The sequence below is a fragment of the Thermostichus lividus PCC 6715 genome, from assembly GCF_002754935.1.
GTDB classification, from domain to species: Bacteria; Cyanobacteriota; Cyanobacteriia; order Thermosynechococcales; family Thermosynechococcaceae; genus Thermosynechococcus; species Thermosynechococcus lividus.
On the sequence record NZ_CP018092.1, the window covers coordinates 83,758 to 98,179 of the forward strand.

The following is a 14,422-nucleotide window of genomic DNA, read 5'->3' on the forward strand; positions in this document are numbered from 1 at the left end:
GGCTCAGTTTCTCGTACTTGGTTTGGATAATAACTGCTATGACTTCTTTCTTGGCACCGGTTGTTCCCATTCGTTCCCTGACATTAGATGCCGCCCACGCCGTCCTCAAGGAGTGCCGCCCAAGCCGCCAGCAACAGGTACTGCCCTATCTTGTAGCTCTCTATACGTTTATTGACTGGTGGGAACATGAAGGGGTGCTGAGTAAGGCAGACGACTGGGAGGATGTGCCTCCACAACTTACCCTTAGTACAACATGGTGTGAGCGTCCAGATGTTTTAGATTTACTCGATATTGCGGATCTGAATTTGGAAGGGGTGCAACTGGCTCTTTATCCTGTAGAGCAAGGTAAGGCGCTAGAAATCCACTGCCCCACCTTCTTAGGGGTGGTGAATGCTGATATTGCGGTTGCTGTTGCCCTGGATCGCGATCGCCGCTGGGCACGAATTCTCGGCTTTAGCGATCGCCAAACCCTCGTCAATCATTGGCAACAGTTCCCTGCGAATGCCCAAGGCTTCGGTACCTTTCCCCTAGAGCAACTGCAACCCATTTACTATCTTGCAGAGCAAATTAGCTTCCTGACTCCGCTGCCGGAAGCCCCCCCCAAAGCTGCCCCCACCAAGGGCAATACCTATGGCGAGCCGTTGCACAACATTCCAGAGTTGGCCGCCTTACTACAAACCCTTGAGAGCGAGCCTCCTCTGGAGCGCTCCAGCATCGATCAAGCAGCGGTACAGCGTCTTTTGCAAGCGCTTCAGCAGGGCTATGGCACTCCGGCCTCGGAAACTCCCTTATCGCGGGACTAGATCTCAGCGACTGCTCGCTCAATTAAGCGGCGTGCTAAGGTCTGAACCCCTGTGTGGTAGTAATAATTCGTGGTCATGTCGAGGAATGCCCCTAAGTAATCAAGGTTATCCTTCGAGAGTTCAATAAAGTTCTGTAAACTGTTCACCACCTTTTCGGGCGTTAGATCCCGCGAGGCCACAAACTGACTCATCCAACCTTGCACCGCGCCAACGCTTTGGAGAATAAAGCCCAACTGACCCGCAGGGCTGCCGCCGGGGACAACGCTACTAATGGCCTTGAAGGTTGGATTTTCTTGCAGGTCGTTGGGTTGCAGACTGTGGAGCGTGTTGAGACATTTCAACAAAAAGTCGGGGCCTAAGGGAATTAAGCCATCGAAGCAGATCAGTGCCGCCATACGCATTAAGGATTCGCCACCATAGTCCCCGAGGGCGCGGAGGAAGTCACTGAGGCTGTCCCCCGGAATCCCGTTGATTTGGCAGAAGGCAAGGATCTCAACAATCAGTTTAATGCTCAGATCAATGGCTTGTGCCCGCTCGGGTTTTGGGGTGATTTTGTCGAGAAAGCCAAGGAAGGAGATTTTTTCACCGACCTTGTTCGCTAAGGCGGCGGCACCTAGGAGTGCGTCGGTATTATCCACGGTTTGGTACAGCCACAGTGCCCGCTGATACCCCTGTGACCGATCGTTAAACAGCCGTACAGCGCGCTCGCCAATTTGTCGCACCAAGGCTGGATCGGTTTCTCCCGTCACATGGCGGATGGTGTTATCAAAGCCAACAATATTCTGCCACTGTCCGGGGATGACGAAATCTAGGGCTTTTAGCGACATCACCGTAATGCCGCCGCTGGGAAGTTGGTCAACAACTTTGAAGATGGCCTCGCTCACGGAATCTCCTTATGACTGGGGGATAGGTTACTGCGCTAGTTGCGCCAAACCAGCTAGGTCAAACTTTTCAATCCAAGCGCGGCGATCGCTGGCGCTAAAGCTTGGATCGCGGGAGAGCACTTTCACCTGATACCGATTGGCCACCAGAATGGCGGTTTGAGTGGTACCAATTTCGAGGGCAGGGTAACCCGCAATGGTAGTGGTGCTGTTTTGGAATTTGGCAGCGGCGTCCGGCAGACTAATGGTGTCTGAAATCGCTAGCATGGCAAGGTCTTTGCCATCTTTTTTGAGTTTTGCTTCCGCAAACCCTTTTTTCTCTTGCACGTAAATTCGCTCGTAGCCATCACCCTCTGGGGGAAAGAAGCGGTTAAATTCACTGCCTTGGGTGGCCTCGCGAGCCACTGCTGCCGGAGCATTGCGCTGGGTGCTCTCCTGCTGAACCTGTTGGTAGGGTGACGGAGGTGTAGCGGCACAACCAGTCACCACTAAGGTGAGGGCTAGCAGTAGGGCGGTGAACCAGCGGGTGAACGGCATTATTGTTCCCTATTCCAACACGCTGATTCTAGCTTAGAGGGTTTGGCCTGCGACCAATGTTGCAATTCTCTTAACGTCTTGCCATTCTGCGTGGGTGAGTGGTTCGGGGGTTAAGGTGACGTGCCACTGCTCGGCAAAGGCGCTCAGGAGAGCGTCTTGTACCCGCTCCGGTGGCGGTAAGGCCAATGAATGGGGTGCGCAGCCAAAGACCTGCTGCCAAAGATCACGGTTGGGTTGCAGGAGAATAGAGCCGTGCTGGAGGACGCGATCGCCTCGCCAGCCCTGAGCACTGCCGATGATCTTCTCACCACTGAGCAGGGTAATATCTGCGGCGGTGGCGGTGGCAAAACAGTTGACGGGTTGTTCTCCGTAGGCACTGAGGGCTGCATGGCCAAACGCTAGGGAATACCCTAACGCTTCCCAGCCCTTGAGGAGAAACTGGCAGAGTTGCCTATAGAGGTGATGGCGCGATCGCCCTAGCCCCCACACCACAATACTGTAGGTCAGATCCCCTTGGTGAAGCACCGCCCGCCCACCGGTGGGTCGCCGCACTAGCGAGAGGGGTTGCCCTTGCCACCCCAAAGAGCGCCAAGATGCTGGGAACTGCCGCTGATGATACCCCAAGGAAATGGCAGCGGGTTCCCATGTATAAAAGCGCAGGCAGGGGCGATCGCTGTGGTGCCACAACCACGTATCGATGGCCATTTGTAAGGCACCCGTGGTGGCGATCGCTGGAATGTAGCGCCAGTTCAAATCCCCTTGCAAGGGCATCCTAGTAAGTAGGAACGGTGGGATCGACCTCTTGGCTCCAAGCGTTAATCCCCCCCTTGATGTTAATCCCCTCAATGCCCGCTTGCTTCAAGATTGCCAGTGCCTTGGCCGAGCGTCCCCCCATCTTGCAGTGCACAAGAAGACGATGCCCATTCACCAGTTGACGGACTGTTTCGATCCCAGTGCCGTTTTCAATCTCTGAGAGGGGAACCAAAACTGAACCCGGGATTTTGGCAATCTCGTACTCGTTCGGATTGCGGACATCCACCAGAACATAGTCCGTCGCACCGCTATCTAGGAGGTGTTTGAGTTCCTGAACCGTCATTTCTGGAATGTCTGCCATTTGCGCTGCCTCTTGGGCTTGGGCTTGTCGAATACCGCAAAATTCTTCATAGTCAATGAGCTTGTCGATGACAGGGCGCTCTGGATTGGGGCGCAGTTTTAGCTCGCGAAACGTCATCTCAAGAGCGTTAAACAACAGCAGCCGACCACTGAGGGTAGTGCCCTTACCAAGAATAATTTTGATGGTTTCTGTGGCCTGAATCACGCCAATAATGCCCGGCAAAATACCCAGAACGCCCCCCTCTGCACAGGAGGGAACCAATCCCGGGGGTGGCGGTTCAGGATAGAGATCGCGATAGTTAGGACCACCTTCGTAGTTAAACACGGTGGCTTGGCCTTCAAAGCGGAAAATAGAGCCATAGACATTGGGCTTGTTGAGCAATACACAGGCATCATTCACCAAGTAGCGAGTTGGGAAATTATCTGTGCCATCCACCACAATGTCGTAGCTTGCGGCAATATCGAGGGCGTTAGCGGCATTCAGACGGGTTTCGTAGAGATCCACTTGGCAGTAGGGATTAATCTCAAGGATGCGCTGCTTGGCCGACTGAATTTTCGGCTTGCCCACCCAAGACGTGCCATGGATGATTTGCCGTTGTAGGTTAGAGCTATCGACAACATCAAAGTCCACAATGCCCAAGCGGCCAATGCCTGCGGCTGCAAGGTATAGCAGCAAGGGGGACCCCAGCCCACCGGTACCAATGCAGAGTACGCTAGCGGCCTTGAGGCGTTTTTGTCCCTCAACGCCCACTTCCGGCAAGATCAAATGGCGCGAATAGCGCTCATAGTCATCTTTAGTTAGTTCAATCGTTGCAAGATCAGGATTTAGCATGGTGAGAATGCAGTAAGGTCAAGCTGATCTAACCTGATCAGCAAAGGTGAGGGGTTAGTCTCTCCATTGTACTCAGAGAGTCCTCTCGCAACGCTCTAACTTGCAAGTGGTCTCAACGAAGATGAGTGTCGCGAGCCGTTCATCCAAATCCCTCGCCCTTACCAATATGCAGGGTACTGCTTCGCCGATGGGGGTGGTTGAAGGGTTTAGAGGACTGGTGCAGAATTCCCATCTGTTAGGGCAGGGGAATATGCCAACATAGGACTATTGAGTCAACACTATACGCTCTCGGCATGGATATTAAACAGGGATTTGTGGGTACTATTGGTCAAACGCCCCTCATTCGCCTCAACTACTTTAGTGACCTGACAGGTTGTAACATTTTAGGCAAAGCTGAGTTTCTCAACCCCGGTGGCTCCGTTAAAGACCGGGCTGCGCTTTACATTATCGAAGATGCCGAAAAAAAAGGACTACTCAAACCCGGTGGCACGGTTGTTGAAGGGACGGCTGGGAACACGGGAATTGGCTTAGCCCACATCTGCAATGCCAAGGGCTACAAGTGCCTAATTGTTATCCCCAACACCCAATCCCAAGAGAAAATCGACCTGCTGCGCACCCTAGGTGCCGAGGTGCGAACCGTGCCCGCCGTTCCCTACAAAGATCCCAATAATTACGTCAAGCTCTCGGGGCGGATTGCGGCGGAAATGGAGAATGCCATCTGGGCAAACCAGTTTGATAACCTTGCGAACCGCCAAGCCCACTATGAGACGACTGGTGCGGAAATTTGGCAGCAAACGGATGGCCAAGTGGATGCATGGGTTGCAGCCACGGGAACGGGTGGCACCTATGCTGGCGTGGCACTATACCTGAAGGAAAAAAATCCGGCTATTCGTACGGTGGTGGCAGATCCGATGGGCAGTGCCATCTATAGCTATGCCAAAACGGGAATCCTTAGCAGCAGCGGCAACTCAATCACGGAAGGGATTGGCAATAGCCGCATTACCGCCAATTTAGCGGGCGCACCCATTGATGATGCCATCCAAATTACTGATCAAGAGTGCCTGGAGGTGATCTATCAATTGCTGCATTACGATGGCCTGTTTATGGGTGGGTCAGTGGGCATCAATGTCGGTGCAGCCCTACGCTTGGCCAAAGAACTTGGCCCCAATCACACTATTGTCACAGTACTATGCGACGGTGGCTCCCGCTATCAGTCTCGCCTCTTTAACCCGGAGTGGCTAGCCAGTAAGGGACTCACGGTTCCTGAGATTAAGAAACCTTAAGGACTGGGAACAAGACGCTAGGGCTACCGGTCACAGGAGGGCAAGTAGCCCCTAGGCGTGGGTGTGGATTTTTGCACTGCTTGTGTGCTGTCTAGGTGAAGGATCAAGTTTGCCGTGAAACAAAGACGCTGGTTCCTGCTGTTAATGAGTGTGGTGTGTGGGCTAGCCATTGTCCTGCACCCCGGCATGGTACAGGCTCAAAACCTTTGGCAGCGCCTCCTGCTACAGGGAGTCCAAGTTCTCCAACTGTCCAATATTTCACCGCGACAGGAGGTGGCGCTTGGGCAACAGATTAATGACCAAATGCTGCGGCAAGGAATGCGTATCGTTCGCAATCGGGCAGCTCAGGATTACATTAACAGCATTGGCCAACGATTGGTGAGTGTAGGCGATCGCCGCGGTTTGCCTTACCAGTTTCAGATCATTCAAGACCGACAAGTGAATGCCTACGCAACCATGGGCGGGTTTGTGTATGTCACCACCGGGCTGATGCTGCGGGCTGAAAACGAGGCCGAGCTAGCCAGTGTGATTGCCCACGAAATTGGCCACATTGACCAGCGCCATGTGATCCGGCAGCTACAGCAGACCGCTATTGCCCAAGGACTGATGACCGCCGCTGGTTTGGATCGCGATCGCGGCATTCAACTGGCGATGGAACTGGCCTTCCGCCGTCCCCGTAGCCGTGAGCAGGAATTAGACGCCGATCGCTATGGTCTCAACCTGTTGACCCGCAGTAATTATGATCCGCGGGGAATGGTCACCTTCCTGCAAAAGTTACGACAGCAGGGGGGAACCCCACCAACCATTTTGAGCACTCACCCTGCCCCGGGCGATCGCCTCGCCATTGCCGAGAACTTAATTCGGTCTGGTTTAGGGAATGCGTGCTTGCATACCCCGCAGCCGATGTGTGGTACCGATACCATTGCCTATCAGCAAACCCTGCGTTCGTTTAGCAACTAGGCTTGCTCTCGCCACCGCGCATAGCGACCTAAAGCAGTCAAGGGAAAGTGCTGTTGGTAGTAGTGGTACTTCAGGTAAAAATGGCAAGGAAACCCCGTCCCCGTAAAATAATCCTCATTCCATGTGCCATCACTACGCTGGGTTTCTAGGAGGTAGGTTACCCCACGCTCAATTGCCGCTGTTGCAGCCTCCCCCGTCGCCTCTGCCGCCGCTAGCAGGCCAATGAGCGCCCACGCCGTTTGCGAAGGCGTACTATCCCCTTTGCCTTTCAACGAGGGATCATTGTAGCTCCAGCAGGTTTCCCCCCAGCCACCATCCCTATTTTGGCACTGCACTAACCATTCCGCCGCGCGGCGAATTCGCCAGCGATCGTAGCGGGGAGCAACCAGAGCTAACGCGGAGAGCACCCCACTGGTGCCATAGATATAATTCACCCCCCAACGGCCAAACCAGCAGCCTTCCGGTTCCTGCTCATTGCGCAGGTAAGCCAAGGCGCGATCTACTGCCGTGCTGTCAAACGAAAGAGCGCATCGCCCCACCATTTCCAGCACACGTGCCGTTACATCCGCCGTATTCGGATCAATCATCGCCTTGAGATCGCCGTAGGGAATAGCATTCAACCAATCTTGGTCGTTGTCCACATCAAAGGCTGCCCACCCTCCCGGACGGCACTGCATTGAAGCCACCCATGCGGCAGCACGCTCCATGGCCTGTCGTTTCACCTTTTCGTCAGGAAGTGTGACCGCCTCTAACGCCATCACCACCACGGCGGTATCGTCAACATCTGGGTAAAAGCGATTTTCAAACTCAAACGCCCAGCCACCAGGCTGACCCGTTTTATTTTTAACGCACCAGTCACCATAGTCGAGAATTTGCTTTGAGAGCAACCACTCCCCTGCCTTGACCAACGCAGGATGATCCGCAGCTATCCCTGAGTCCACCATTGCCCGCATCACCAGCGCCGTATCCCACACCGGCGAGACACAGGGCTGCACACGGTACTCCGTCTCTGTTTCAATGGCAAAGCGATCAACCGCCGCCATTCCCCGCTGCACAATCGGGTCATCCACTGCATAGTTCAGAACCCGCAGCGCCAGTAGGGAGTTCAGCATCGCCGGAATAATGCCCCCCCAGTCACCGCTGGCCTCTTGTCGCTCGAGCACCCATTTTTCTGCTGCCTTGATCCCTTCCTGCCGCAGAGGGGTGAGATTCCATGCTTCGCAGACCTTGAACACCTGATCCAAGCCAATAAACACATCCCCCCAGTTACCTTGGCGCGGCAGTTCATAGGATGCATTGGCGCGGCCTTCCACGTACAGTTCATCGAGGCTAAGGGCAGGCTGCATCGGATAGACAGGTTTGCGATCCATCACAATCAGCAAGGGCACCGTACTCCCTCGTGCCCAACTAGACATGTCATAGATGGTGAACGGGCTGCCCTCAGGCAGGAGCATAATCCACGGCGGCAGTGAAGGGATCCCCCGCCAGTCATAGCACCCCAAGAGGGCAAGATGCAGCTTGGTAAAAATACGGGTTTTGGTAATGCCGCCCCGTGCCAGAATAAACTGTCGGGCTTTGACTAGGGCAGGATCATCCATGGGAACCCCCAGCAGCCGTAACCCCATGTAGGCTTCGACACTGGTGCTGAGGTCGCCGCCATCACTGTAGAACAATTCCCAACCACCATGCTCTCGCTGGTGAATGCGCAGGTAATGCTCGGCTTTAGCTAAAGGAAGTCGCTGCTCAGTGCCCCAAATTTTGTGCAGCAGAATTACCTCTGCCGTCATTGTGACATTTGACTCCAATTCCGCCCACCAGTAGCCTTCTGGATATTGCTGGGAGAGTAAATAGTCTTGGCTAGCGCGAATGGCCTGTTGGAGCTTCTGTTGATCAATGGCAGGAGCAAGTTCAGTGTGCATGGGGTTCCGGTTGTTCACTGAAGGTTAGTTTAGCCGTGGCGATGCCCTGTCGCAAGTTGTGCGACGTTGAGCTAGGATCAGTACTTATGTCTCTCCGTCAGCAACAACATCCCCTCATTCAACGCTTGGCCGATCGCATCGAGCAGATTTGGCAGACTCACCTGCAGCTTGCTCCTTACGAGTTACCCGCAGACCTTGGCTATGTTGAAGGCAAACTGGAGGGAGAGCGCCTCGTCATTGAAAACCACTGCTACCAAGCTCCTCCCTTTCGCAAACTGCATTTAGAATTGGCACGGGTGGGGAACACCCTCGATATTTTGCACTGCGTGATGTTTCCGCAGCCAACCTATGATCTGCCCATGTTTGGCTGTGACTTAGTGGGAGGGCGTGGGCAAATTAGTGCTGCCATTGTTGATCTGTCTCCTGTGACTGGGGAGCTACCCCCTGCCTACACTACTGCCTTGAATGCACTGCCTAAGATAGCCTTTAGCCAGACGCGGGAGCTGCCGCCATGGGGCTATATTTTTTCGCCATTTTGCCTTTTTATTCGCCCCCAAGGTGCTAGCGAAGAGCAGCAATTTTTAGATCGCATTGGCGACTATCTAGCGCTTCACTGCCAGCTAAGCCAACAGAGCACCCCCCTCCTCGATCCCCAGCCAGTGATTGCTGGTCAACAGCAATATTGCCAGCAACAACAGCAAAACGACAAAACACGGCGAGTCCTTGAAAAAGCCTTTGGTCACGACTGGGCGGAGCGGTATATGACCACTGTACTGTTTGATGCACCATAGCTACCCATACTCTAGTCAAAGGGTTGTCTGAAGCTTGCTTGCAGGCAAGATCAAATCAGCCTGTGGGTCAAGACTGACCAATTGAAGACTGTTTTTTACGGCAATCAATCAGTTGATGTGGTCAAGGCACCTAGAATCTAGGGTTCCATTGGCGAACACCCTCTGCTATACTCAGAGATCGCGATGAATGGGTCGGTGCCCGAGTGGTTAATGGGGGCGGACTGTAAATCCGTTGGCTACGCCTACGCTGGTTCGAATCCAGCCCGGCCCATCAAGACAAAACACCTCATAAGTCCTATAACTATAAAGGGGCTTAAGGATTGATCTGCCTCCCTTATTTGGTGTATTTGTAGCCAAATCATAGCTGTTTGGCTGCTTTTTTCGCTCTTTTCTTACCAAATTCAACACTCGTGGATAGCTATATGTAGTCGTCCTCAAGAATAGAGTGTTGACAGGGCACCATCGCATCTCCACTGTCGGCGCAGTTCTAGAGAGGCAATCGTTCACTTCTGGTCGCTAGCTAGGGACTTGAGGGCTTGCTCCAGTTCCTTTTGGGAGCGGGGCATCCAGTGTTGTCCCCGTAGTCGCCGTAGCATTTCAAGCGCCTCTTCACGGCTTTGGCCGGTATTTTGCTGATGGCGTTGCCAAAAGTCATCCCACCAGCCGGGAGGTTCCTGCTTACTGCCGGTATATTCTGTGGGTCGCCCTGTATCCCCATCAATAACAAGGCTGCCCACATAATCGGCATTACTATAGACCTTGGCGATCTGATCGTGAATGTGGCGCATATCCGCTGCCGAGACAACGCCATTATCGGTAGCTTTATAGAATTGCACCGTGACGCGCACGGGGAATCGCGGATCTCGTTCAATGGGTAAATTATCAATTTCTGTAAAGGGACCTTCCACCTTGCCGTGGCTAATGACAGCAGCCTCTACATTAGAGCGACTTAGACCGGTAGGGGCAGCCGACTCAAAGACAACAGATGGAGCAGGGAACACGGACATTGGCTGACGGGGGCGTGGGGTTTGTTTGAGGGGGACTTGAATGAGCATGACCATATTCATACCAGCGGCTTCTGCTTGGGTAGAGGTGATCTCGCTACCACCGCTGATAACGCCAAAGTCACTGGCGCGCTGTCCCACAAGGCTCGCTCGCTCGCCATTTTTGTTAAAGAAGAGCCGCTGCCCCCACGTCATTCCTGCTTCAAAGGCATCCCGCTTGTTGTCAATGATAGTGGCACTGGTGCCTTGGCGGGTCACAAGAATGGTTAAAACCGCCGGATTTTTCTCATAGCTTTGGTAGTTAAAGAGGACGGGGTTAAAGGTGGCTTCTCCTTGAGCGGGAATTGGTAAGAAGCAGGCTTGGGCACTTACGAGGACGTGGCTGTCGCGCGCAGCAAGTAACGAACGCCGGTTCCCAGCCCAAGAACGGGGGTTGTGCAGGTATTTTCGGAAGTTCCCTAAAAGTTCCTTTAAGCTGACCCGCTCTAGGGGTTTGCCTTTTTCATTCCCCACAAGGATAAAGAAGCGCTCGAGGGGAATATCCGCAGTGCGATCGCTGAAATTGGGAAAGCGAATCACGGGCATGAGGCTGAGTTCGTAGGTTTTAGTGCGGGGGTTGTATTGTTGAATTTGAATGGTCATGTCGCTAATGTTGGGGCCTACCGCAGAGTTCTGATAGCGGCCTGTATCTTCCCATGTCACATCTAGGATGTTGAGGCCGTACTGCTGTGCTAGGCGTTGAGCCTCAGGATTGTGGATCATGCTGCGGGTTTGCTCAATGACGTGGCGGTAGCGATCGTACTCAATGGGGGTCGTCGTTGGTGACGGGGGGGTAGAGGCCACGGATGGCGTTGTGTCAATGCCCCAACTGGGTTGACTCTGGGCAGGTTGGATCATAATGGCATCTCCTTGGGGGAGCGATCGCCCCGATAAACTGAGTCCTAAACCAAAAACAGCCGCAAGGGCAAGGCTAAGCTTGAGTGGCGCAGACATAGGGCACATCCTGAGGGTAGGCTACTGTCTAGCCTAGACAAGGTATCGCAGCATAGGATGGTGGTTTCACTTTTTGCAACATCACAGGTAGATCACGATATGCAAACTGAGGTTCTGGTGGTGGGAGGGGGCACAGGGGGAGTTGCTGCTGCTTTAACCGCTGCTCGTTGTGGTGCTAAAACCCTGTTGGTAAGCGAAGAGCCATGGTTAGGGGGTATGCTCACCAGTGCTGGGGTGCCTGCGCCTGACGGCAATGAGCTATTGGCATGGCAAACGGGGGTGTGGGGACGGTTCCTGCGGGCGATCGCCCAACGACAATCCCATGGCTTAGATCATGCGTGGGTGAGCTTTTTTACGTTTGAGCCTAAAGTGGCTGCTGCCATATTCCATGATTGGGTGACGGCCAGCCCCAACTTAACGTGGATGGCCGGTCACACTCCCCAAGCGGTTTTGCGTCGGGGCGATCGCATCACCGGGGTAGAATTTAGTGCCTTTACCGTCTATGCAGAGATTACGATCGATGCCACGGAACTAGGGGATCTGCTGCCCTTGGGAGAGATTCCCCACCGTTGGGGGTGGGAGTGGCAGCCAGAGACCGGTGAACCCTCGGCACCCCCTGCCCCGAATGCGCTGACCACAACCTATCCTGTGCAAGCCCCCACGTGGGTAGTGATGTTGCGAGATTACGGCAGTGGTGAAACAGCGCCAGAGATTCCGCCGTCTCCCCTGTGGGATGATCATAAGTTTGAGGGAGCATGGCAGGGGTACGATCCAGAGCACTTCTTGAACTATGGCCGCCTGCCGGGCGATCGCTTCATGCTCAATTGGCCGCAGCAGGGGAATGACTATGGGGTGAACCTAGGGCGATTAGTGCAGTCTGCCACTGCTAAGCAAGAATTTCTGCAAGAAGCCCGCTGGCACAGCCAAGATTTTGCCTGCTACATACAACGCCACTTGGGTCGCCGTTATGGTCTTGCCGAGGATACCTTTCCCGTCCTACCAAACCAGCTTGGTGGGGGAGCCTATGCCTTGCATCCCTACTACCGTGAAAGCCGCCGCCTGATTGGCCTAACCACCGTGCAAGAGCAAGACATTTTGCCAGTGGCGGGGGGCATCGTAGCCCCAGCTCCGAGCACCGTAACAGGGCGCTATACAGGGGTGGCGATCGGGAATTATGCCAACGATCATCATTATCCGGGACACAACTTTGCCCTTGCGACCAAATCCATTCGCTGGGGCGGGCGCTGGACCGGTACACCTTTTATGATTCCCTACACCTGTCTGATTCCCAAGGACATCGACGGCTTCTTAGTAGCTGAAAAGAATATCTCGGTGACCCACATTGCCAATGGGGCAACCCGACTGCAACCCGTTGTAATGGCGATTGGTCAGGCGGCAGGTTGGCTGGCCGCTACTGCCGTTCAGCAACACCGACAGCCTCGGGATCTGGTTGATAGCTTAGATCTTATACCCCTCATTACTGAGCATCGGCAGGCGATTTTTCCGTTTTTCAACCTCCACCCCGATCACCCAGAATGGGAAGACTGGCAATGCCACACCCTCCGCACCTTTGAGGCCACACGTCCCTTGAGCGGCTACGCCCCCTTGCAAACCCCCGCACCAGACCCCTCCCCTGAGGGCTTGGTCTCTGTTTGTGGTGAGTTCCAAAAACTAGGGGACCAGCAATACCAACTTCTTGAGGGCGATCGCCAGTGGCCGTTGGTCACCCTGCGCTCAACGATCAATGACCGTCTGCACGAGTGTGTAAGCGGTCAGCAGGTACACATTATGGGGGTTGTCAATCCCTATGCACCATGGATTCGCGTTGAGATTCTTGACAGCTAAAATAGCCGTGGCGGTTGGCAGCTGCTCCATGCCTTAAGCAAATAGTGTTATGACACCCTTTGGTACAATGACATCGCCAGTCTCTTGAAACCTTGGCATGACCATCACCGCCCTTGGAATTGATTTTGGTACCTCCGGTGCCCGGGCGATCGCCCTCAACGCCAAGGGTGAGATACTTGCCAGCACTCGCCGCACCTTAGCCCAGCCAGATAATCCTCAAGAATGGGCGGCAACCCTGTGGGAGTTAATTCAGGAGATTCCCCTTAAAGTACGGCAACAGATCCAGCGCATTGCCATTGATGGCACTTCTGCCACGGTCTTATTGTGCAATCCTGACGGTGACCCCATTTCCCCCGCTCTTCTCTACAACGATGATCGTGCTCAAGAGTCCCTCAAGGTATTAGCAGGCATCGCGCCAGCCAATCATCTCGTCCTCAGTGCCACTAGTAGTCTTGTGAAACTGCTGTGGTTATGGGAGCACTACCCCACAGCAGGCGGTTATTTCTTGCACCAAGCAGACTGGCTAGCCTTTTTGCTCCACGGCCAACTGGGTATATCGGATTGGCACAATGCCCTCAAATTGGGGTATGACCCCGCTGCCGAGACCTATCCTGACTGGTTTTATCATCCCATCCTTGCCCCTTTGCAACCGTTGCTCCCTAAGGTTGTTGCCCCTGGAACAGTCATCGGCACTCCAACAAGGATAGCGCAATCGTTGGGACTGTCGTCAGAGTGCCAAATTTGTGCAGGCACCACTGATAGTATTGCTGCCTTTTTGGCCAGTGGTGCCCATCACGTGGGGGATGCGGTAACGTCCTTAGGCTCAACCCTAGTGCTGAAACTTCTGAGTAACCGTCCTGTGCAGGATCGGGCAGCAGGAATCTACAGTCATCGCCTTGGCGATCTCTGGTTGGTGGGGGGTGCCTCTAACTGCGGTGCAGCAATTCTGGGACAATTTTTTACCCCTACAGAACTAGAGCATCTCAGTCGCCACATCAACCCTCAGCAGCCTACGGGGTTAGACTATTATCCCCTCCTCAGGCGAGGAGAGCGTTTTCCCGTTAATGATCCGCACCTTGAGCCGCGTTTAGAACCACGACCTGCTGAACCCCATTTGTTTTTGCAAGGACTTCTAGAAAGCCTCAGCCGCATTGAACAACAGGGCTATCAGCGATTACAAACCCTTGGTGCGTCACCACTGCAACGGGTTTGGACAGCAGGGGGAGGTGCCCATAATCCAGCATGGCTAGCCATTCGTCAACAATTTTTGGGGGTGCCCGTGGCCATTTCGCCGCAAACAGAGGCGGCCTACGGTGCTGCACTCCTTGCCTGTGGCTCAACCAACTCCTTACAAAATCGACAACAAAGCTACCCTTTTACAAGCGGCTGCTGAGCACACATTACTGGTTTTCAACGCTCTATGTGTAGCAGCTATTTGGAGAATTCGTATTATATCCCCAT

Annotated in this window: 12 protein-coding genes and 1 tRNA gene; 7 read left to right on the forward strand and 6 right to left on the reverse strand. The window is 54.0% G+C overall.

All coding sequences use genetic code 11. The features are described 5' to 3' along the window. Positions 1–38 precede the first annotated feature (38 nt). The gene (locus tag BRW62_RS00490) at positions 39–803 is read left to right on the forward strand and encodes a hypothetical protein (protein WP_198406074.1); all 765 of its coding nucleotides are present in this window, start codon (positions 39–41) and stop codon (positions 801–803) included. Here the strand turns inward: BRW62_RS00490 and BRW62_RS00495 are convergent. The 4 genes from BRW62_RS00495 to moeB are packed head-to-tail and all read right to left on the reverse strand — an operon-like array spanning position 800 to position 4,166. Further along, positions 800–1,687: a hypothetical protein gene (locus tag BRW62_RS00495; RefSeq protein WP_099797616.1), complete on the reverse strand. Its 888-nt coding sequence runs from the start codon at positions 1,685–1,687 to the stop codon at positions 800–802. The genes BRW62_RS00490 and BRW62_RS00495 overlap by 4 nt on opposite strands. A gap of 27 nt (positions 1,688–1,714) precedes the next feature. Further along, the gene (locus BRW62_RS00500) at positions 1,715–2,221 is read right to left on the reverse strand and encodes a hypothetical protein (protein ID WP_099797617.1); all 507 of its coding nucleotides are present in this window, start codon (positions 2,219–2,221) and stop codon (positions 1,715–1,717) included. Between the two features lie 33 nt (positions 2,222–2,254). Continuing rightward, positions 2,255–2,992 carry a lipoate--protein ligase family protein gene (locus BRW62_RS00505; RefSeq protein ID WP_099797618.1) on the reverse strand — a complete coding sequence of 246 codons (738 nt, stop codon included), beginning with the start codon at positions 2,990–2,992 and terminating at the stop codon, positions 2,255–2,257. Between the two features lies 1 nt (position 2,993). Then, positions 2,994–4,166, reverse strand: a complete 1,173-nt coding sequence (gene moeB / locus BRW62_RS00510; RefSeq protein WP_099797619.1) for a molybdopterin-synthase adenylyltransferase MoeB — start codon at positions 4,164–4,166, stop codon at positions 2,994–2,996. Between the two features lie 293 nt (positions 4,167–4,459). On the opposite strand from moeB, the gene BRW62_RS00515 reads away from it, so the two are divergent. After that, positions 4,460–5,449, forward strand: a complete 990-nt coding sequence (locus tag BRW62_RS00515) for a cysteine synthase A (protein ID WP_099797620.1) — start codon at positions 4,460–4,462, stop codon at positions 5,447–5,449. Between the two features lie 144 nt (positions 5,450–5,593). After that, the gene (locus BRW62_RS00520) at positions 5,594–6,409 is read left to right on the forward strand and encodes a M48 family metallopeptidase (protein WP_099797621.1); all 816 of its coding nucleotides are present in this window, start codon (positions 5,594–5,596) and stop codon (positions 6,407–6,409) included. On the opposite strand, the gene shc is transcribed toward BRW62_RS00520, so the two are convergent. Next, on the reverse strand, positions 6,406–8,328 hold the full coding sequence (gene shc / locus BRW62_RS00525; RefSeq protein ID WP_099799767.1) for a squalene--hopene cyclase: 1,923 nt from the start codon (positions 8,326–8,328) through the stop codon (positions 6,406–6,408). The two genes, BRW62_RS00520 and shc, sit on opposite strands and share 4 nt — an antisense overlap. 86 nt (positions 8,329–8,414) lie before the next feature. Here shc and BRW62_RS00530 point away from each other — a divergent pair, with 86 nt between their 5' ends. Beyond that, a complete protein-coding gene (locus tag BRW62_RS00530) occupies positions 8,415–9,119 on the forward strand; it encodes a phycocyanobilin:ferredoxin oxidoreductase (RefSeq protein ID WP_099797622.1) in 705 nt (234 codons plus the stop codon). Positions 9,120–9,308: 189 nt separating this feature from the next. Next, a tRNA-Tyr gene (locus tag BRW62_RS00535) sits at positions 9,309–9,390 on the forward strand. A gap of 232 nt (positions 9,391–9,622) precedes the next feature. On the opposite strand, the gene BRW62_RS00540 is transcribed toward BRW62_RS00535, so the two are convergent. Continuing rightward, positions 9,623–11,116 (reverse strand): hypothetical protein, encoded by a 1,494-nt coding sequence (locus BRW62_RS00540; RefSeq protein WP_198406075.1) that lies wholly within the window; start codon positions 11,114–11,116, stop codon positions 9,623–9,625. A 99-nt stretch (positions 11,117–11,215) separates the two neighbouring features. Between BRW62_RS00540 and BRW62_RS00545 the strand changes: the two genes are divergently transcribed. Both BRW62_RS00545 and BRW62_RS00550 read left to right on the forward strand, forming a co-directional pair. Further along, on the forward strand, positions 11,216–12,961 hold the full coding sequence (locus BRW62_RS00545; protein ID WP_099797624.1) for an FAD-dependent oxidoreductase: 1,746 nt from the start codon (positions 11,216–11,218) through the stop codon (positions 12,959–12,961). Positions 12,962–13,058: 97 nt separating this feature from the next. Further along, the gene (locus tag BRW62_RS00550; protein ID WP_099797625.1) at positions 13,059–14,354 is read left to right on the forward strand and encodes an FGGY-family carbohydrate kinase; all 1,296 of its coding nucleotides are present in this window, start codon (positions 13,059–13,061) and stop codon (positions 14,352–14,354) included. The last annotated feature ends 68 nt before the right edge of the window (positions 14,355–14,422 follow it).

What these genes read in the sequence shown, in the direction of transcription:
- BRW62_RS00490 (WP_198406074.1), top strand. Translation starts at nt 39, where the DNA reads ATGACTTCTTTCTTGGCACCGGTTGTTCCCATTCGTTCCCTGACATTA.
- BRW62_RS00500 (WP_099797617.1), bottom strand. Translation starts at nt 2,221, where the DNA reads ATGCCGTTCACCCGCTGGTTCACCGCCCTACTGCTAGCCCTCACCTTA.
- BRW62_RS00505 (WP_099797618.1), bottom strand. Translation starts at nt 2,992, where the DNA reads ATGCCCTTGCAAGGGGATTTGAACTGGCGCTACATTCCAGCGATCGCC.
- moeB (WP_099797619.1), bottom strand. Translation starts at nt 4,166, where the DNA reads ATGCTAAATCCTGATCTTGCAACGATTGAACTAACTAAAGATGACTAT.
- BRW62_RS00515 (WP_099797620.1), top strand. Translation starts at nt 4,460, where the DNA reads ATGGATATTAAACAGGGATTTGTGGGTACTATTGGTCAAACGCCCCTC.
- BRW62_RS00520 (WP_099797621.1), top strand. Translation starts at nt 5,594, where the DNA reads ATGAGTGTGGTGTGTGGGCTAGCCATTGTCCTGCACCCCGGCATGGTA.
- shc (WP_099799767.1), bottom strand. Translation starts at nt 8,328, where the DNA reads ATGCACACTGAACTTGCTCCTGCCATTGATCAACAGAAGCTCCAACAG.
- BRW62_RS00530 (WP_099797622.1), top strand. Translation starts at nt 8,415, where the DNA reads ATGTCTCTCCGTCAGCAACAACATCCCCTCATTCAACGCTTGGCCGAT.
- BRW62_RS00540 (WP_198406075.1), bottom strand. Translation starts at nt 11,116, where the DNA reads ATGTCTGCGCCACTCAAGCTTAGCCTTGCCCTTGCGGCTGTTTTTGGT.
- BRW62_RS00545 (WP_099797624.1), top strand. Translation starts at nt 11,216, where the DNA reads ATGCAAACTGAGGTTCTGGTGGTGGGAGGGGGCACAGGGGGAGTTGCT.
- BRW62_RS00550 (WP_099797625.1), top strand. Translation starts at nt 13,059, where the DNA reads ATGACCATCACCGCCCTTGGAATTGATTTTGGTACCTCCGGTGCCCGG.